The sequence below is a fragment of the Rhodospirillales bacterium genome (assembly GCA_016872535.1).
GTDB lineage: Bacteria > Pseudomonadota > Alphaproteobacteria > Rhodospirillales > 2-12-FULL-67-15 > 2-12-FULL-67-15.
In genome coordinates, this window is the sequence record VGZQ01000004.1 from 35175 (window position 1) to 51967 (window position 16793).

Annotated in this window: 21 protein-coding genes; 11 read left to right on the plus strand and 10 right to left on the minus strand. The window is 66.6% G+C overall.

The features are described from left to right. From FJ311_01775 to FJ311_01785, 3 genes are all read left to right on the plus strand, one after another. Positions 1-303 (plus strand): HigA family addiction module antidote protein, encoded by a 303-nt coding sequence (locus FJ311_01775; protein MBM3950166.1) that lies wholly within the window; start codon positions 1-3, stop codon positions 301-303. 63 nt (positions 304-366) lie between these two features. Next, positions 367-825 carry an NADPH-dependent 7-cyano-7-deazaguanine reductase QueF gene (gene queF / locus FJ311_01780; protein ID MBM3950167.1) on the plus strand — a complete coding sequence of 153 codons (459 nt, stop codon included), beginning with the start codon at positions 367-369 and terminating at the stop codon, positions 823-825. 77 nt (positions 826-902) lie between these two features. Next, positions 903-1883 (plus strand): M20/M25/M40 family metallo-hydrolase, encoded by a 981-nt coding sequence (locus FJ311_01785; protein ID MBM3950168.1) that lies wholly within the window; start codon positions 903-905, stop codon positions 1881-1883. Here FJ311_01785 and FJ311_01790 read toward each other — a convergent pair. Then, on the minus strand, positions 1880-2947 hold the full coding sequence (locus FJ311_01790; protein MBM3950169.1) for a sulfite exporter TauE/SafE family protein: 1068 nt from the start codon (positions 2945-2947) through the stop codon (positions 1880-1882). The genes FJ311_01785 and FJ311_01790 overlap by 4 nt on opposite strands. A gap of 2 nt (positions 2948-2949) precedes the next feature. Next, positions 2950-3282: a hypothetical protein gene (locus FJ311_01795; protein ID MBM3950170.1), complete on the minus strand. Its 333-nt coding sequence runs from the start codon at positions 3280-3282 to the stop codon at positions 2950-2952. Between the two features lie 243 nt (positions 3283-3525). Here FJ311_01795 and FJ311_01800 point away from each other — a divergent pair, with 243 nt between their 5' ends. Then, the gene (locus FJ311_01800; protein ID MBM3950171.1) at positions 3526-4365 is read left to right on the plus strand and encodes a universal stress protein; all 840 of its coding nucleotides are present in this window, start codon (positions 3526-3528) and stop codon (positions 4363-4365) included. Positions 4366-4390: 25 nt separating this feature from the next. Here the strand turns inward: FJ311_01800 and FJ311_01805 are convergent, their stop codons facing one another. After that, positions 4391-4885: a VUT family protein gene (locus tag FJ311_01805; GenBank protein MBM3950172.1), complete on the minus strand. Its 495-nt coding sequence runs from the start codon at positions 4883-4885 to the stop codon at positions 4391-4393. 39 nt (positions 4886-4924) lie between these two features. On the opposite strand from FJ311_01805, the gene queG reads away from it, so the two are divergent. Further along, positions 4925-5899 (plus strand): tRNA epoxyqueuosine(34) reductase QueG, encoded by a 975-nt coding sequence (gene queG / locus FJ311_01810; GenBank protein MBM3950173.1) that lies wholly within the window; start codon positions 4925-4927, stop codon positions 5897-5899. Here the strand turns inward: queG and FJ311_01815 are convergent. From FJ311_01815 to FJ311_01825, 3 genes are read right to left on the minus strand one after another with little or no spacing between them, the layout of a single operon-like run. Then, complete coding sequence (locus FJ311_01815; protein MBM3950174.1) at positions 5888-6295, minus strand: hypothetical protein; 408 nt, start codon at positions 6293-6295, stop codon at positions 5888-5890. The two genes, queG and FJ311_01815, sit on opposite strands and share 12 nt — an antisense overlap. Continuing rightward, positions 6295-7338 carry a phosphotransferase family protein gene (locus tag FJ311_01820; protein ID MBM3950175.1) on the minus strand — a complete coding sequence of 348 codons (1044 nt, stop codon included), beginning with the start codon at positions 7336-7338 and terminating at the stop codon, positions 6295-6297. The genes FJ311_01815 and FJ311_01820 overlap by 1 nt, the downstream gene beginning before the upstream one ends. After that, on the minus strand, positions 7320-8528 hold the full coding sequence (locus FJ311_01825) for an acyl-CoA dehydrogenase (GenBank protein MBM3950176.1): 1209 nt from the start codon (positions 8526-8528) through the stop codon (positions 7320-7322). Before FJ311_01825 ends, FJ311_01820 begins: the two co-directional genes overlap by 19 nt. 152 nt (positions 8529-8680) lie before the next feature. Here FJ311_01825 and FJ311_01830 point away from each other — a divergent pair, with 152 nt between their 5' ends. Next, positions 8681-8968, plus strand: a complete 288-nt coding sequence (locus tag FJ311_01830; protein MBM3950177.1) for a hypothetical protein — start codon at positions 8681-8683, stop codon at positions 8966-8968. Then, positions 8965-9327, plus strand: coding sequence for a transcriptional regulator (locus FJ311_01835; protein ID MBM3950178.1), 363 nt, complete (start codon positions 8965-8967; stop codon positions 9325-9327). Before FJ311_01830 ends, FJ311_01835 begins: the two co-directional genes overlap by 4 nt. 32 nt (positions 9328-9359) lie before the next feature. Here the strand turns inward: FJ311_01835 and FJ311_01840 are convergent, their stop codons facing one another. From FJ311_01840 to FJ311_01850, 3 genes are read right to left on the minus strand one after another with little or no spacing between them, the layout of a single operon-like run. Beyond that, a complete protein-coding gene (locus FJ311_01840) occupies positions 9360-10130 on the minus strand; it encodes an SDR family oxidoreductase (GenBank protein MBM3950179.1) in 771 nt (256 codons plus the stop codon). After that, positions 10127-11017 (minus strand): alpha/beta hydrolase, encoded by an 891-nt coding sequence (locus FJ311_01845; GenBank protein MBM3950180.1) that lies wholly within the window; start codon positions 11015-11017, stop codon positions 10127-10129. Before FJ311_01845 ends, FJ311_01840 begins: the two co-directional genes overlap by 4 nt. A gap of 7 nt (positions 11018-11024) precedes the next feature. Continuing rightward, on the minus strand, positions 11025-12638 hold the full coding sequence (locus tag FJ311_01850; GenBank protein ID MBM3950181.1) for an acyl-CoA synthetase: 1614 nt from the start codon (positions 12636-12638) through the stop codon (positions 11025-11027). 129 nt (positions 12639-12767) lie between these two features. Here FJ311_01850 and FJ311_01855 point away from each other — a divergent pair, with 129 nt between their 5' ends. Further along, a complete protein-coding gene (locus FJ311_01855) occupies positions 12768-13592 on the plus strand; it encodes a formylglycine-generating enzyme family protein (GenBank protein ID MBM3950182.1) in 825 nt (274 codons plus the stop codon). 24 nt (positions 13593-13616) lie between these two features. Here FJ311_01855 and phaR read toward each other — a convergent pair whose 3' ends face one another. Continuing rightward, positions 13617-14231, minus strand: a complete 615-nt coding sequence (gene phaR / locus FJ311_01860) for a polyhydroxyalkanoate synthesis repressor PhaR (protein ID MBM3950183.1) — start codon at positions 14229-14231, stop codon at positions 13617-13619. Positions 14232-14432: 201 nt separating this feature from the next. Between phaR and FJ311_01865 the strand changes: the two genes are divergently transcribed. The 3 genes from FJ311_01865 (at position 14433) to phbB (ending at position 16792) form a co-directional block, all read left to right on the plus strand. Continuing rightward, positions 14433-14789, plus strand: coding sequence for a hypothetical protein (locus tag FJ311_01865; protein ID MBM3950184.1), 357 nt, complete (start codon positions 14433-14435; stop codon positions 14787-14789). Positions 14790-14853: 64 nt separating this feature from the next. Beyond that, a complete protein-coding gene (locus FJ311_01870) occupies positions 14854-16029 on the plus strand; it encodes an acetyl-CoA C-acetyltransferase (protein MBM3950185.1) in 1176 nt (391 codons plus the stop codon). A 37-nt stretch (positions 16030-16066) separates the two neighbouring features. Further along, a complete protein-coding gene (gene phbB / locus FJ311_01875) occupies positions 16067-16792 on the plus strand; it encodes an acetoacetyl-CoA reductase (protein MBM3950186.1) in 726 nt (241 codons plus the stop codon). Position 16793: the final 1 nt, after the last annotated feature.

A 16793-nucleotide genomic window follows, 5' to 3' on the forward strand; every position in this document is an offset into this window, starting at 1 on the left:
ATGTTCAAGATCAAGCGCCGTCCGACGCCGCCGGGCACGATGCTGCGGGAAATGTACTTAAAGCCGCGCCGCGTCTCGGTGGCCCGTTTCGCCGCCGCCGTGGGATGCTCGCGCAAGCACATGAGCGAGATCGTCAACGGCCGCGTCCGGCTGAAGCCGGACATGGCCGCGCGCATCGCCCGCGTTCTGGGAACCAGCGTCCGGCTGTGGATCAACCTGCAAGCCAACGTCGACGCCTTCGACGCCGAACGCGCGGCGCGGAAATGGAAGCCCTCGGCGACTTACCGCGCCCAGGCGGCGTGAAGAGGCCTTCGCCGCCGATCAGGCGAAGAGCGATATTTTACCGTTGTGACACGGAAACCGGACATGGCGCGTAAGACCCGATTGACCCAACTCGGACGCCCGGCCCCGATCCCCGCCTCGCCCGACAAGGCGCGCCTGGAATGCGTCGCCAATCCGCACCCGGGTGAAACCTACCTCGTGCGCCTGGTCTGTCCCGAGTTCACTTCGCTCTGCCCGATCACCGGCCAGCCCGATTTCGCGCACCTGGTGGTCGACTACGCGCCCGGGCCCCGGATCGTCGAAAGCAAATCTTTCAAGCTTTATCTCGCCAGTTTCCGCAACGTGGGCGCCTTCCACGAGGACTGCACGCTCGCCATCGCCAAGAAAATCCGCGCCGCGGCCCGGCCGATGTGGCTGCGCATCGCCGGCTACTGGTATCCGCGCGGGGGCATTCCGATCGACGTGTTCTGGCAGTCGGGTCCGCCGCCCAAGGGGCTCTGGCTGCCCGATCCCGGCGTCGCGCCCTATCGCGGGCGCGGCTAGTGAGCCGCGACATCGCGGGCGCGGCTAGAAGGGCGCGCGACGTGCGGCGCGCTCTGATCCTTGTCGGAGTTCTGGTCATGAGCGCGTGCGCGAACCCGACCAACGCCCCCTTGCCGCCGCTCGACCCGGTCGAGCGGGACTTGCGAACGCGGCTCCAGGCCCACGTGGTCATGCTCGGCCTGACCATCGGCGAGCGCAACGCCTGGAAACCGGAGGGCGCCGAACGCGCCGCCCAATACATCGAAACGTCTTTCGCCGGAATCGGACTCGATCCCAAGCGCCTGCCCTACACTGTGCCCCGTTCGGCGGTCGGCGGGCCGTTCGGTTTCGTCGGCGCGCTCGCCGAGCGGCTGCCGGCCGAACAAACCCACGTCAATCTCGAAGCCGACATCGCCGGCAAGGCCAAAGCGAACGAGATCGTCGTGGTCGGCGCGCATTACGATTCGCTCCACGGCACCAAGGGCGCCAACGACAACGCGACCGGTGTCGCCGCCGTCCTGGAAATCGCGCGCGACCTGAGGGATTCGCGCCCCGCCCGCACCATCCGCTTCGTCGCCTTCGCCAACGAGGAACCGCCCTTCTTCAAGAGCGAGGCCATGGGCAGCCGCGTCTACGCGCGCGACGCGCGGGCGCGCGGCGACAATATCGTCGCCATGTTTTCGCTCGAAACCATCGGCTACTACTCGAATGCGCCGGGCAGCCAGCGAGCACCCTTCCCGCTCGGGCTCTTTTACCCCACCGCCGGCAACTTCGTCATATTCGTCGGGAATTTTTCGTCGCGCGCGCTGGTCAACCGGAGCGTCGCCGCGTTCCGCCGGGCGACGCCATTTCCGGCCGAGCGTTTCTACGGCCCCGCCTTCATCCCCGGCGTCGACTGGTCGGACCAATGGAGTTTCTGGCGCGAAGGCTATCCGGGGGTGATGGTGACCGACACCGCGCCCTACCGTTATCCCCACTATCACCTGGAGTCCGACACGCCGGACAAGATCGACTACGATTCGTTCGCCCGCGTGGTCGCCGGCCTAGTCGACGTGGTGCGCGCGGCGGCGAACGATTAGGCCGCGGCCGCCTTGAGCGCCTGTTCGCGCGCGTGGTCGCGCATGCCGGTATAGAGGGCGTAGCCGATGATGGCCGCGCCGAGCACCAGCGCGAACACCATGATCGCGAAGCTGATTTTGCTCAGGATCGGTGCCGCCCGCCCGAGCGAACCGATCAGGCCGAGATCGGCCATGTAAACCGGCACCACGAACAGGCGGCTGAACAGCACCGTGATCATGATCGCGCCCATCACCACCTTGACCATGTAGGGCTTGACGTAGGTGGTGCCGATGGCGCCGACCTGGATGCCGAACAAGGACCCGGCGAGGATGATCATGGCGAGGCGCACGTCGACGAACCCTTCCCATGCGAACTTGATGGTGCCGCCGAGACCCATAACGAAGGCGATCACCAGTTCGGTCGCCGAGGCCATCAGGCTGGGCACGCCGAGCACGTAAATCATGGAAGGCACGCCGATGAAGCCGCCGACGGCGATGGTCGCGGCGAGCAGCCCGGTCGCGAAGCCCATCGGGATCGTGACCAAAAACGAAACGCGGGCGTCGATGCTCTTGAAGTAAACCATCGTGCCGGGAATGTGGAGCGAGCGGACCCAGAGCGCGAGCTTGCCGGCGGTCTCCTTCTGGTCGGTCAGGCCCGCCCGGTGCAGGCGCCAGGCGTCGCGCAGGACGAACCCGCCGACGATGCCGAGCACGATCACGAACGCGACCGAAACGTAGAGGTTCGAGCCGGCGTCGCCGAACGCCTCCTTGACGTTCTGCTGGATCTGGGCGCCGATCAGCACGCCGGCCTCGGCCGAGGCGCCCATGATCAGCCCGAGCTTGACGTCGACTTGGCCGAACTTGGCGCGCTTCATGGCGCCGACCAGCGCCTTCGGGAACTTGTGGCAGATGTTGCTCGCGACCGCGACGATGCCGGGCACGCCCATGCTCATCATCGCCGGCGTCAGCACGAAGGCGCCGCCCGAGCCGATGAAGCCCGAAACCATGCCGCCGACGAAACCGACGACGAACAGGGCGGCGACATTGAGCGGATCGAGGGCGATGAAACCGGACAGGTCGGGCATGGCTACTTCCGCGCCTTGAGGCCGAGGGTGTCCCAGAAGCGGCCGGTGAAGGCGCCGTGGACGGCCGAAAAGGCGAACGCGATCGCGATCACCAGGAAAAGCGAATAGCCACCCTCGGCGGTCATGGCGAGGATTGGCCGCTCGAACGCATAGAGCGCGCCGTAAAGCGCGGCGCTCGCAAGCCCGAGCCCGGCGGTCTTGACGATGCGACCGAGCGAGCGCGGGCCGCCGGCGGTCAGGCGACTGCCAAGGCTGGAAAGAATGGACTGCGCGGTGGCCACCTCGCCGCGTTCGGCGAAGACGACCGCCGTCATAAGCGTGTCGAACTTGGTCATGACGCCGTTCGCCGGGCCCGAAAAAGCGAGGCGCGGTTTGAAAGCCCCGACAGGCAGGCGAATGGCGGCTTTTAGCACGTGCAGCAATCCTTTCGCAACGGTTTGATCGACAAGGATGATCAGGTATTTCTTATATTCCGTTAATAATTGAACCTGCGCCTGAATTATGGCGATATTGAGGGTGAAAAATTCGGCGTCCGATAGCTCCGGTCGATAACGAAATCGAACAAAGTTGGGGGAGAGATGGTCGCACACGAGCTTTCGCCCGTCGGTCGGTTCGACAAAATCCTGCTCGCCACCGACGGCTCCGACTACAGCGCCGGCGCCACCCGCATCGCCATCGCGCTCGCCGCCAAGGCCGGCGCCCAGTTGGTCGCGCTTACCGTGCTGCCCGACCCCGACGGCGTTGCCCCCGAACTCAACGAGGAAAAACGCAGGGCGGCGGAAGCCATCCTCGACCGGGTCCGCCAGGCCGCCAAGGCGGCGAAGGTGCCGTGCGACGCCAACGCCCGCTACGGCCACGATCCCTACGAAGTCATCGTCAAGGAAATCCGGGAGACCCATCCGGACGTGGCGGTGCTCGGCCGGCGCGGGCGCCGGGGCCTCGCCCGCCTCGTCCTCGGCGACGCCACCGCCAAGGTGATCGGCCACGCGCCGTGCAGCGTCCTGGTGGTGCCGGAAACCGCCGAGATGTGGAGCAAAATACTGGTCGCGACCGACGGATCGCGCTCGTCGGACGCAGCCTGCGTGACCGCGGCGCGCCTCGGCCACCTCGACAATTCGCCGCTTTCCGTGCTGTCGGTGATGGTGCCGAGCCACAGCGACGCCCGCCAGGCGGAAGCACCTCAGATCGTCGAACGCGTCGTCGCCGCCCTGAAGAAGGACGGCGTCGCCGCCGAGGGCCTGGTCGAACGCGGCATCGCCGAGGAAGCGATCATCGAGACCGCCAAGCGCCGCAACGTCGGCCTGATCGTGCTCGGAAGCCACGGCCGCACGGGGCTCGGGCGCATCCTGTTCGGCAGCAAGGCCGAGCGGGTGATCGAAGCGGCGCCCTGCCCGGTAATGATCGTCAAGGCGATGTGACGGATACCGTCGCCGACTCGCGGTCTTAAATATTCGCCGCGAAGATTCGCTCGCGGCGGCGCACCAGCCACCAGACCGCGAACGCGCCCACCATCTTGCTCGCGGTCATGAGGGCGACGCCGGCGGCCGAAGCGGCCCCGATCAAATAGAGAAAGACCAGACTGTCGAGGGGCGTCGAGACCGCGCTCGAAATCAGGATGCGTTCGGAAAACCGACGCCCGCTGAAGCTGTAGATGCACCAGTCGGCGAATTCGCTGACCAGGAAGGCGGCAACCGAAGCCGCCGCCACCACCGGCCCGGCCATGACGTAGCTGATGGCACCCGCGAGCAGCATGGCGACGATGACCCTGTGGCCGATCTCGCGCTGGGCGAAGTCGCGGGCGACGAAGACGAGCCCGGTGATGACCGCCGCCGGGGGCCATTTCTCGCCCCCAGGCAGATCGACCAGCGGAACCGCGTCGAACGTCCAGTTCACGAATACGATCAAGACGATGTAGAGAATGGTGTAAGCGAACGGCATGGCGTGGAACACTAGGGACCGATGACGACGGGAAAGAACATGGGCGGCGACGCGCGTACGGTCAAGGCCCGCGTGGTGGACAAATCACGCATCGCGGACAAGGCACGCATCATGGCCGAAGCGCGCGCGCTCGGCTTCGCCGCGGTCGGCGTCGCGCGGGCCGAAGGCGCGGGCGAGCGCGCCGGATTGGAACGCTTCCTGGCCGAAGGCCGGGCGGGCGACATGGCCTGGATGCGCGATCGGCGGGACGTGCGCGGCCGCCCCGAGGCGATCTGGCCCGAAGCGCGCTCGGTGATCGTGGCCGCCGCGTCCTACGCGCCCGCGGAGGATCCGCACGCCGATCCGACCGAGGCCCGGATCGCCCTCTACGCGCTCAGGCGCGATTACCACGACGTCCTCAAGAAACGCCTCAAGGCGCTCGCCCGCTGGATGGTCGAATCGTTCGCCTGCGAAACGCGGGTGTTCGTCGATACCGCCCCGGTGATGGAAAAGCCGCTGGCGCAACGCGCCGGCATCGGCTGGCAGGGCAAGCACACCAATCTGGTCTCGCGCGAGCACGGCTCCTGGCTGCTGCTCGGCGAGGTGTTCACCGACCTCGATCTTCCGCCCGACGCCCCGGCCGAGGACATTTGCGGAAGCTGCGACGCCTGCGTGCGCGCGTGCCCCACGGGCGCGCTCGACGCGCCCTACCAAATCGACGCGCGCAAATGCATTTCCTATCTCACCATCGAGCACAAAGGCGAGATCGCCCCCGAATTGGCCCGACAGATGGGCAACCGGGTGTTCGGCTGCGACGATTGCCTCGCCGCCTGCCCGTGGAACAAGTTCGCCCTGCCCGCGCATGACCCCGCATGGCCGGAGCGCGCCGACCTCGGCCGCTTCCGGCTCGCCGACCTCGCCCGCCTCGACGACGCGGCATTCCGCAAGGCCTTCGCCGGCACGTCCGTCAAGCGCACCGGCCACGCGCGCATGATGCGCAACGTTGCGATCGCGCTCCGTAATTCAGGCGACTGACGGCGGCAGCGCCTTGGGATTGCTTTCGCGGAGCCGGTCGAGGGCTGTTCGGCGGAGATGGGCGAAGATCGCGCGATGGCGATCCGTCTCGGGCACGATCCTGCCCGCCCGCAGTTCGTCGCACAAGCGGCCGTAGAGAACGCCGAGCCGTTCACGCACCGCCACCGGCTCGGAAGGAATGGCGCCGCCCGTCTCACCCATCAGTCGGGCGAGGGCGGCGAGTTCCTCGCGCTCGGGCTCGACCCCGCGTTCCAGAACGCGCCCGGCGATGGCGACAGCGTTGGCGACCATCAGCGCCTCGTAACGCCGGGATTCGGGCAACGCGGCCAGCAGATCGCCACGCAGCGTCCGGCGCGCGATCTCCAGCAGTTCGGCGGCGGACGGCTTCGGGCGCATCACGCGCCCTCCCGGGTTCGTTCGAGGATTTCCCATTCCAATTCCGGCACCACGTGGGCGGTGAGCGCGAGTTCGAGGGATTCTTCCGCGCCCGAGGCGTGGCGGTCCGCCTGCTGGAGCGCGATCACCGCCCAGCGCACATGCGCCATCGTCTCCCAGTAGCCGAGCCGCGTGCGATCCACCGTCCGGCCCGCGCGGCGCTCGTAGGCCGCAAGAAACGCGTCGCGCGAACCGATGCCGCCCGCTTCGCGCGCGACTTGGCCGAAGCGCCAGCATTTGGCGAGAAACCAGCCCAAGTCTTCGTCGGGATCGCCGATACCCGCGAACTCCCAATCGAGCACGGCGGCGAGTCGCCCGTCCGCGACCAGGTAATTGCCGGTGCGGAAATCGCGGTGGCAAAGGGCGAGTGGACCCTGAGGCTGGGCGTGGCGTTCGAGCCAGGCGAGCCCCCATTCCACCGCCGGCGCGGGGTCGGGAAGATCGTCGAGGAAATCGCGATAGGTCATGACCCGGTCGAGCCCCGGCGCGCGCGACGGGGCCGCGAGAAAGGACAACTCGGGAGCGGCGAACGGGACGGCATGAATTTTCGCCAACTCCTCGCCCAGCTCGGCCGCCAGCGCGTCGCCAAAGCCATGCTCGGCCGCCGTCTTCACCAACCGATGGCCCAAGGCTTCCCCTTCAACCCGGCGCATGATGAAAAAGGATCGCCCGAGAACGGCCGCGTCCGCGCACAGCCACAGCGGTTCCGGCACCCGCACGCCGGCCGCGAACATCCGCCTTAACAGCGCGAATTCCGAGGCCCGGTCGTGGCTGACCGCGACGCGCGACGGGGCGTCCATGCGCACGACCGCATCCAGCCGCCCGGCGCTCGGCCCGCCCTCGATTTCGGCCGCGAGCCGCCGGTTATCCTGGATCGCGCCGCCCGCAAGCGGCTCGAACGTCTCGACGCGGACACGCGTCGCACCCGCCGCGCGCGCGAGAAAGGCCGCGAGCCGGCCGGTGTCGATGGCGGTGGCGCCGTCGTTCACGCGCCGCGTCCCCATCGCCAGAAGTCGCGACCCTGGTCGAGGAAAAAGCGCGCGAGCACCATCTTGTGCACCTCGGAGGCGCCGTCCACCAGCCGCGCCTGGCGGGCGTAGCGGTAGATCCATTCGAGCGGCGTGTCCTTGGAATAGCCGCGCGCGCCGCAGAGCTGGATCGCGGTATCGACCGCCTTGTGCAGCACGTCGGCGACCGCGATCTTGGCCATGGACACCTCGGCCTGGGCGCGCTCGCCCCGGTCGATCAACCACGCCGCGTGCATGACCAATAATCTTCCGGTTTGGATCGCCATCGCCGCTTCGCCCAGCATCCACTGCACCCCTTCGTGGTCGGCGAGCTTTTCGCCGAAGGCTTCGCGCTCGGCGACATAGGGCGCGGCGATTTCGAGCGCGCGCCGGGCCAAGCCCAGCCAGCGCATGCAATGGGTGAGCCGCGCGATTCCGAGCCGGATCTGGGTCGCCTTGAGCCCGTCGCCCGCGTTCATCAGCCGGTCCGCGTCGGGGATTTCGAAACCGTCGTATTCCACTTCGCAATGGCCGCCGTGCTCCTCCGGCCCCATGATCGGAATCCGGCGAACGATCTTGAATCCCCTGCCGCCGGGGCCATGCAGGAACGCCGTCATGTTCTTGCGGCCGGAATCGGAAGTGCGGGCGACGACGATGAAAGTTTCCGCGCCCTCGGCGCCGGTGATGAACCATTTGCGGCCGGTAATGACCCATGTGTCGCCCCTTTTTTCGGCGCGGGTTTTCATCATGCCGCCCGGGTCCGAGCCCGAACCCGGCGCCGGTTCGGTCATGACGAAGGCCGAGCGCGCGCGGCCCTCCACGATCGGTTTCAGCCATCGTTCCTTCTGCGCGTCGCTCGCGACCTTGTTGAGCAGGATCATGTTGCCGTCGTCGGGCGCGGCGCAGTTGAAGACGACGGGGCCGAAGATCGAGCGGTTCATTTCCTCGTAGGCCGCCGCCATGCCGACGGTGGAAAGGCCCTGGCCGCCGAGCGCCTTCGGCATCTGCGGCGCCCACAGGCCGGCGGCCTTCGCTTGGGCGCGGAGCCGGGCGAGCGCGGCTTCGGAAATATTGTCGTGCGCATCCCAGATGGCCCGGTCGGCTTCGACGGGCAGGATCCTGTCCGCGACGAAGGCGGCGACGCGGGCGCGGAAATCCTCGATCTCGGGGGAAAGGGAAAAATCCATGCCGAATTCCTTTGCCGGACGTCAAAGGGCGCCGTCCATGTGAGCGTTCGCCCACATCTTATCGCTCCGCGCAACGGAACGATGCTGGATTTCGCCCCAAGTACATGTTGTCGTATTTGACAACATCATGGATTGTTGGCATATTTGTCAACATGAAGGCTCGGCTCGTCTGGAGGTCGAAAAACGTCCTTTCGGACGGCGCCGTCCTCGAAATGGTGATCTGGCAAGTGCCTCGACCCATCGAGGGCAGCGTCCATCGATACAAATATCGATTGTTCTACGGTCGCGACGGCGTGCGGATCGTCGGTTATGACAACGAGCGCCCCAAAAGCGACCACTGTCATTTGGACGGACGCGAACAGCCTTATAGGTTCACCACCGTCGAAGCCTTGATCGGAGATTTTCTTGCCGAGGTTCGCAAGCGGAGGACAACGAAATGAGAAAAGCGACAATTCAGATTCGCAAGGATGACGAAACCGTCATCGAGGAGGCGGCGCGGGGCTTTGTCCGCGCGTGGAAGACGGGCAAATCGGACGCCGACGTGTTCACGTTCGGCTCGCCCGCCCAGCTCTTCGCGGTCCTGACGCCGAAACGCTGGGCGATGATCGAACGCTTGCAGGCCGTCGGCCCCATAAGCCTGCGCGGCCTTGCCCGCGCGCTCGGCCGCGACGTCAAGCGCGTGCACGAAGACGCGGCCGTGCTGATCGAATGGGGATTTATCGAGCGGACCGCGCAGCGGAAAATTCACGTGCCGTTCGACGTGATTCACGCCGACTTCGATTTGCGCGCGGCGGCGTAAACGAGCAAACGATAGTTTTCCTTTTTTGATCCCTAAAGCGAACTCGCCACGTGCCCGCCGTCGACGACCACCGTCGCCCCGGTCATGAACCGTCCGGCGTCGGACGCGAGCAGCAACAGCGCGCCGTCAAGATCGGCGGGCTCGCCGAAGCGGCGCATGGGAATGCGCTGCTTGATCGCCGCGCCCGCCTCGCTCGCGAGGAACTCGCGGTTGAGGTCGGTTGCCATATAGCCGGGCGCGAGCGCGTTGACGCGAATTCCGTAGCGCGCCCATTCGAGCGCCAGCACCCGGGTCAGATGGTCGAGCCCCGCCTTGGCGGCGGCGTAAGGCGCGATCCCGCCCGCGGCGCGGATGCCGGCGATCGAGGCGATGTTGACGATGGCGCCGCCCTTGTCCGCGCGCGCCATGCGGCGGGCCGCTTCGGTCGCGACGAAGAACGCGCCCTTCAGATCGACATCCAGCACCCGGTTCCATTCGTCCTCGGGCGTGTCCAGCGCCGGCCGGGTCGTGGCGACGCCGGCGTTGTTGACCAGCACCGTGATCCGCCCCAGGGCCGCCTCGGCGGCGGAGAAGCCGGCGGCGACGGATTTCACGTCGCTCACGTCCATCGCCACGGACGCCGTTCGCGATCCCGATTTTGCGATTTCGGCGGCGGCTTTGTCCAAGCGATCCTTGCGCCGCGCGGCGAGCGCGACCGAAGCCCCGGCCCGGGCCAGTACTTCGGCGAAGCGCCGTCCCAAGCCGGACGACGCGCCGGTGACGAGGGCGACATGGCCCCTGAGCGAGAACAAGGATTCGGTCATGGGTTGCCCCCCATGAAATCGAGCAGCAATTTCGCCACCGCATCCGGCGCCTCGCGCGAGGGGAAATGACCGATACCGGCAAGCACTTCGCGCCGGTAGGGCCCCGCGAACCACTTTTCCTTTCCGGCCGAGGTTTCGGGATGATTGGCGCCGTCCGAATCGCCGTGAATCACCAACGTCGGCACCGACAGCACCGGCGCTGGCGTCAATGCCTTGTCGTCCGTCGCATAACACGGATCGCCGGCCGCATGTCCCCAACGATGGCGATAGGAGTGGAGAGTAACCTCGGGCCAGTCGTCGCCGTCGAACGCCTCGGCGGTGGCCTGAAATTCCGCGTCGTCGAACCATCCGGGCGGCGACCACGTATCCCACATTAGGCGGGCGAAGTTGCGGCGATCCTCGCGCACGGCACGCGCGCCGCGCTCGGTCGCCATGTACCAATGGTACCAGTAGTTGCGCGCCTGCGCGAGCGATAGGACCTGGTTCGGATCGTTGGTGCCGTAGCCGACCGAAACCATGACCAGGCCGCGCGCAATCCCCGGCTTCAGGCCGCAGGCGTTAGCGGCGGCGCGCGCGCCCCAATCGTGACCAACGAGATAGGGCCGATCAAGACGCAGCGCCGAGATGAATTCGATCAGGTCGCGGCCCAAAGCGGCGAGCTGGCCCGAGCGCATGGTGTCGGCCGACAGAAACCGGGTCGGCGCGAAGCCGCGGAGCGCCGGCACGATCACCCAATAGCCGGCATCGGCCAGCCTGGGCGCCACCTGGCGCCAGCAGCGGGTGCTGTCGGGCCAGCCGTGCAGCAGCATCACGACCCGTCCGGAAGTTTCGTTCCAATCCTCGTAACCGACCCGCAACACGGGGGTATCCGCGAATTTCACGGTCATGGCCGCCTCAGATGTCTTTCGCCCGTTCGCGCAGGACGTATTTCTGGATCTTGCCGGTCGAGGTCTTGGGCAACGGCCCGAAAACCACGTAACGCGGCGCCTTGAAGTGGGCCATGCGCTCGCGGCAATAGGCGATGATCTCGTCGGCGGCGACGGCGGCCCCCGGCTTCAACGCGACGAACGCACACGGCGTTTCGCCCCACTTGGCGTCCGGTTTCGCCACCACCGCCGCTTCCATCACCGCCGGGTGGCGATAGAGCTTTTCCTCGATCTCCAGGCTGGAGATGTTTTCGCCGCCCGAGATGATCACGTCCTTGGCGCGGTCCTTGATCTCCATGTAGCCGTCGGGGTGCATGACGCCCAAATCGCCGGTACGGAACCAGCCGCCGCGAAACGCCGCCGCCGTCGCCGTCGGGTTCTTGAGATAGCCCTTCATCACCGTGTGCCCGCGCACCACCACCTCGCCCAGGGACTGCCCGTCGGCGGGCAGAAGCGCATCGCCCGCCGCGTCGGCCACGGCCAGCTCGCCGAGGGTAGGATAGGCGACGCCCTGGCGGGCGGCGAGCTTGGCGCGCGCGTCGAGGTCGAGCGCCGACCACTCGTCGTGCCAGGCGCACAAAGACGCCGGGCCGAAGGTTTCGGTCAGGCCGTAAAGATGAGTCACGTCGAAACCCATTGCCTCCATCGCCGCGATCACCGCCGACGGCGGCGCGGCGCCTCCGGTCGCCACCTTGACCCGCTGCGCGAACGCCGTCTTGGCTTCGGCCGGCGCGTGAATCAAAGTATTGAGCACGATCGGCGCGCCGCACAGGTGGGTCACTTTTTCGTCGCGGATCAGGCGAAAGATCGGAACCGGATCCACCTTGCGCAAACACACGTGCGTGCCCGCGGCCGCGGTCACCGCCCAGGTGTAGGTCCAGCCGTTGCAGTGGAACATCGGCAGCGTCCAGAGATAGACCGTCCGGCGGTCGAGCCCGAACGCCATGACGTTGCCGAGCGCGTTCAGATAGGCGCCGCGGTGGTGATAGACGACGCCCTTGGGATTGCCCGTCGTTCCCGAGGTGTAGTTGAGGGCGATCGCGCGCCACTCGTCATCGGGAAGTTTCCAGGTGAACGCCGGATCGCCCGAAGCGAGAAAAGATTCGTAATCGGTCGCGTCGAGGCCGTCGCCGGCGGGACCCGCCGGATCGACCACTTCGACCACGCGCGGCCCGGCCTTGGTCCGGGCGAGCGCCGCCTTGATCACGCCCGCGAATTCCCGGTCCGCGATCAGAACCTTGGCCTCGCCGTGTTCGAGAATGAAGGCGATGGTTTCGGCGTCGAGCCGGATGTTGATGGCGTTCAGCACCGCGCCGGCCAGCGGCACGCCGTAGTGCGCCTCGAGCAGCGCCGGAATATTGGGCGCCATCACCGCGACCGTATCGCCCGCGCTTATGCCGGCCCGTCCAAGGGCCGAGGCGAGGCGCGCGCAACGCTCCCGGAACCGGCGATAGGAATAGCGCGCGGTCCCGTGCACCACGGCGGTCTTCTCCGGGTAGACGGCGGCCGCCCAGGCGAGGAAATCGAGCGGGCTCAACGGCCGGAAGTTGGCCGCGCCGCGCCCGAGATCCCGCTCGAACATGTCCCCCGTCACGAACTTGCCCCCATGAATTGCCGCCACGAGGGTAGCGTCTTTTTTCGCCGTCGGCCAAGGGCGGCCCTTGACGACAGAATGGGCGCGAGGGCACGGTTGAACGGCGAGAGAACCGCCATGATCCGTCTTTTCGTCTTTATCCTTGCCGCCGCCGTGGCGACACCCGCCGCCGCGCAGGCCCCGGCGCCGCCGGCCGCACCGGAGCCGACGTTTCCGAAGCCCGGTACCGTATTCCGCGATTGCCCCGCCTGCCCGGAGATGGTCGTGGTGCCGCCCGGCATTTTCATCATGGGCTCGGCCAAGGGCGAAAAACACGAGAAACCGACCAAGCCGGTGCGGATCGCCAAGGCGTTCGCCATCGGCAAGTACGAAGTCACTTTCGACGAATGGGAAGCGTGCGTGCGCGAAGTCGGCTGCGGCGCGGTGCCCAACGACCACGGCTGGGGCAAGGGCCGCCGCCCGGTCATGAACGTCGAATTCGATACCGCCAAGCAATACACGCGCTGGCTCACGAAAAAAACCGGGCATGTTTATCGCCTGCCTTCGGAAGCGGAATGGGAATACGCGGCCCGCGCCGGCACCACCAGCGAGTTCCCGTGGGGCGATACGATGGAGCCTAACCGGGCCAATTGCCGCGAATGCGGTACCGAATGGAGCGGCGCCAAGACCGCGCCGGTCGGCTCGTTCCCACCCAACGCCTGGGGACTGCACGACTTCAACGGCAACGTCTGGGAATGGACCGAGGACTGCTGGAACCCCGACCATGAGGGCGCGACCGGCAACACCCAACCGCGCGTTTCGGGCGAATGCCATTTCCGCGTGATGCGCGGCGGGTCGTGGTACTATTTCGGGCGACTGTCGCGCAGCAGCTATCGCTTCAAGAACGCCGCCGAAGTGAAAAGCTACAACATCGGCTTCCGCGTCTTGCGGGATCTTCAGTAACCGCCGCGCGCGTGAATTAAAAGGCTACTTCTTATCGCCGGTGAGCTGGTCGAGCTGGCGCTGCATGCGATCAAGCTTGGCGCGCAAGTCCTCGATCTCGGCCTCGCCGCCCTTCGTTTTTTCGCCCGCCGTGTCTTTGCCCGCCGGGGCGCGGCCCTGTTCGCCGGGGAAGAATGGCGTAAACATCTTCATGGCGTTTTCGAACAGCGCCATGTTCTGCTTGCCCATCTCCTCGAAACGGCCGAACGGCATCAGGCCGCTGAAGGCGTCGCGCATGTAGGTGCGCATCTGCTCCTGATTGCGGGCGAACGCCTGCATGCTGTAGTCGAGATAGCGCGGCACGATCGCCTGCAAGGAATCGCCGTAGAAACTGATCAGGTGGCGCAGGAAGCTGAGCGGCAGCAGGTTCTGGCCCTTGGCCTCTTCCTCGACGATGATGTGGGTCAACACCTGACGGGTGATGTCCTCGCCGGTCTTGGCGTCGTAGACGGCGAAATCCGCTCCGTCCTTCACCATCTGGGCGAGATGATCGAGGGTGACATAGGTGCTGGTCGCGGTGTTGTAGAGCCGCCGGTTGGCGTATTTCTTGATCGTGATCGGCGGCACTTCTTTCGGCGGCGCAGCGGCGGGTTCGGCCATCGGCGGGATCCTTGCCGTTTCAACGTTAGCCCTTACATAAAAGGGGCAAACATGCTGCAATGCAAGAAATGTTACGCCGCCGCAAACGGTCCGCTATAGTGGCCGACAACCGGGCGGACAAAGGCCGATATTCCGGCCGTCCCGTCCCGGATTAACCAAGATCTTCCTTCTCGCGCCCGCGCCCCGCCCGGAGCCCGCACCATGGCCGATACGCCCAACCCCGAAGACCTCGCCAAGCTCTACCTCGAATTCTGGCAACGCCCGTTGGCCGGTCTCACGCGTGATCCCCAGGTCGCGGAAAGCATCGCTCGCATGTTCGATCTGATGACCGCCGGCGCCGCCACTTTTGCCAAGGTGGTCGCCGGTCAGGCCGAGGGCCAGGGTGGCGCCCAAGGAACGTCCGTTCCGGCCGAGCCCGCGCGCGCCGATACCCGGCTTGATCAAATCGCAAGGCGGGTTGCCGAACTCGAACGCCGCGTCGCCCGGCTCGAGCCGCGCGCTTCGGCCCGCCGGTCCGGAACCCCATCCCGACCCCGCCGTCCGCGCCGGCCCGGTTGACCCATATCAAGGATCTACAACCCGCGTCGCCGTCACATACGCGACCCTCAGGAGGACCTCCACCATGACCGACATCGTCATCGCCGGCGCCGTTCGTACCCCGATCGGTTCGTTCAACGGCGCACTCGCGTCCCTTTCCGCCCACGCGCTCGGCCAGATCGCCATCGTCGAGGCGATGAAACGCGCGAAGGTGGAGCCCGCCGACGTGGACGAAGTGGTCATGGGCCAGATCCTGATGGCGGGCGAAGGCCAGAACCCGGCCCGCCAGGCCGCCGTCGGCGCCGGCATTCCGGTCGAGAAAACGGCCTATGGCATCAATCAACTGTGCGGCTCGGGCTTGCGCTCGGTCGCGCTCGGCTTCCAGGCAATCAAGCTCGGCGATGCCCGTATCGTCGTCGCCGGCGGCCAGGAAAGCATGAGCCAGTCGCCGCACTGCACGCACCTGCGCAACGGCACCAAGATGGGCGCGGCCGAACTGGTCGACACCATGATCAAGGATGGCCTGTGGGACGCCTTCAACGGCTACCACATGGGCAACACCGCCGAAAACGTCGCCAAGCGCTGGCAGATCACCCGCGAGGACCAGGATTCCTTCGCCGCCGCCTCGCAGCAAAAGGCGGAAGCCGCGCAGAAGGCCGGACGCTTCAAGGACGAAATCGTCCCCGTGGTCATCAAGGGCCGCAAGGGCGACACCGTAGTTACCGACGACGAATACCCGAAGCACGGCACCACCGTCGAATCGCTGGCCAAGCTCCGGCCCGCGTTCGACAAGGAAGGCACCGTGACGGCGGGCAACGCGTCCGGCATCAACGACGGCGCGGCGGCCGCGGTCCTGATGACCGCCGACGAAGCCAAGCGCCGCGGCATCAAGCCGCTCGCGCGCATCGTTTCCTGGGCGACGGCAGGCGTCGATCCCGCAATCATGGGCACCGGGCCGATTCCGGCGAGCCGCAAGGCGCTGGAAAAGGCGGGCTGGAAAGTCCAGGACCTCGATCTGATCGAGGCCAACGAGGCCTTCGCCGCCCAGGCGATTTCGGTCAACCGCGAGCTCGGGCTCGACACCGGTAAGGTCAACGTCAACGGCGGCGCGATCGCGCTCGGCCACCCGATCGGCGCGTCGGGCGCGCGGGTGCTGGTGACGCTGCTGCACGAAATGAACCGTCGCGGCGCGAAAAAGGGCCTCGCCACGCTCTGCATCGGCGGCGGCATGGGCATCGCCATGTGCCTGCAGCGCGACTGATCGACAGACAAAAAACGCCAGGTACGGGGAGTGTAATATGGGACGTGTCGCGCTGGTTACCGGCGGAACCCGAGGCATTGGCCGGGCCATTTCGATCGCGCTGAAGGACGCCGGCCACAAGGTCGCCGCCAACTACGGCGGCAACGACGAAGCGGCCAAGGCCTTCACCGCCGAAACCGGCGTCAAGGCCTACAAATTCGACGTCGGCGACTTCCAGGCGTGCGCGGATTCGGTGAAAAGAATCGAGGCCGACCTCGGCCCGGTCGACATCCTGGTCAACAACGCCGGTATCACCCGCGACACCATGTTCCACAAGATGAAGCCGGAACAATGGTCGGCGGTGATCCGCACCGACCTCGACAGCCTGTTCAACGTCACCCGCCAGGTGATCGAAGGCATGCGCGAGCGCGGCTTCGGCCGTATCATCAACATCGGTTCGGTCAACGGCCAGAAGGGCCAGATGGGCCAATCCAACTACAGTTCGGCCAAGTCGGGCCTCTACGGCTTTACCAAGGCGCTCGCTCTCGAAAACGCGAACAAGGGCATCACCGTCAACGCCATCGCGCCGGGCTACATCGCGACCGAGATGGTCCAGGCGGTGCCCGAAGAAATCATCAAGACCAAGATCATTCCGCAAATTCCGGTCGGACGGCTCGGCCACGCCGAGGAAATCGCCCGTTGCGTGCTGTTCCTCGCCGCCGACGACGCCGGCTTCATCACCGGCTCGACGCTGACCGCCAACGGCGGGCAGTATTTGATCTAGC

Excerpts from the sequence above, each read along its gene's own strand:
- FJ311_01840 (MBM3950179.1), bottom strand. The coding sequence starts at position 10,130 with ATGACCGAATCCTTGTTCTCGCTCAGGGGCCATGTCGCCCTCGTCACC.
- phaR (MBM3950183.1), bottom strand. The coding sequence starts at position 14,231 with ATGGCCGAACCCGCCGCTGCGCCGCCGAAAGAAGTGCCGCCGATCACG.
- phbB (MBM3950186.1), top strand. The coding sequence starts at position 16,067 with ATGGGACGTGTCGCGCTGGTTACCGGCGGAACCCGAGGCATTGGCCGG.
- FJ311_01855 (MBM3950182.1), top strand. The coding sequence starts at position 12,768 with ATGATCCGTCTTTTCGTCTTTATCCTTGCCGCCGCCGTGGCGACACCC.
- FJ311_01790 (MBM3950169.1), bottom strand. The coding sequence starts at position 2,947 with ATGCCCGACCTGTCCGGTTTCATCGCCCTCGATCCGCTCAATGTCGCC.
- FJ311_01870 (MBM3950185.1), top strand. The coding sequence starts at position 14,854 with ATGACCGACATCGTCATCGCCGGCGCCGTTCGTACCCCGATCGGTTCG.
- FJ311_01815 (MBM3950174.1), bottom strand. The coding sequence starts at position 6,295 with ATGCGCCCGAAGCCGTCCGCCGCCGAACTGCTGGAGATCGCGCGCCGG.
- FJ311_01785 (MBM3950168.1), top strand. The coding sequence starts at position 903 with ATGAGCGCGTGCGCGAACCCGACCAACGCCCCCTTGCCGCCGCTCGAC.
- FJ311_01775 (MBM3950166.1), top strand. The coding sequence starts at position 1 with ATGTTCAAGATCAAGCGCCGTCCGACGCCGCCGGGCACGATGCTGCGG.
- FJ311_01845 (MBM3950180.1), bottom strand. The coding sequence starts at position 11,017 with ATGACCGTGAAATTCGCGGATACCCCCGTGTTGCGGGTCGGTTACGAG.
- FJ311_01805 (MBM3950172.1), bottom strand. The coding sequence starts at position 4,885 with ATGCCGTTCGCTTACACCATTCTCTACATCGTCTTGATCGTATTCGTG.
- FJ311_01800 (MBM3950171.1), top strand. The coding sequence starts at position 3,526 with ATGGTCGCACACGAGCTTTCGCCCGTCGGTCGGTTCGACAAAATCCTG.
- queF (MBM3950167.1), top strand. The coding sequence starts at position 367 with ATGGCGCGTAAGACCCGATTGACCCAACTCGGACGCCCGGCCCCGATC.
- queG (MBM3950173.1), top strand. The coding sequence starts at position 4,925 with ATGGGCGGCGACGCGCGTACGGTCAAGGCCCGCGTGGTGGACAAATCA.
- FJ311_01830 (MBM3950177.1), top strand. The coding sequence starts at position 8,681 with ATGAAGGCTCGGCTCGTCTGGAGGTCGAAAAACGTCCTTTCGGACGGC.
- FJ311_01820 (MBM3950175.1), bottom strand. The coding sequence starts at position 7,338 with ATGGGGACGCGGCGCGTGAACGACGGCGCCACCGCCATCGACACCGGC.
- FJ311_01825 (MBM3950176.1), bottom strand. The coding sequence starts at position 8,528 with ATGGATTTTTCCCTTTCCCCCGAGATCGAGGATTTCCGCGCCCGCGTC.
- FJ311_01850 (MBM3950181.1), bottom strand. The coding sequence starts at position 12,638 with ATGTTCGAGCGGGATCTCGGGCGCGGCGCGGCCAACTTCCGGCCGTTG.
- FJ311_01835 (MBM3950178.1), top strand. The coding sequence starts at position 8,965 with ATGAGAAAAGCGACAATTCAGATTCGCAAGGATGACGAAACCGTCATC.
- FJ311_01865 (MBM3950184.1), top strand. The coding sequence starts at position 14,433 with ATGGCCGATACGCCCAACCCCGAAGACCTCGCCAAGCTCTACCTCGAA.
- FJ311_01795 (MBM3950170.1), bottom strand. The coding sequence starts at position 3,282 with ATGACCAAGTTCGACACGCTTATGACGGCGGTCGTCTTCGCCGAACGC.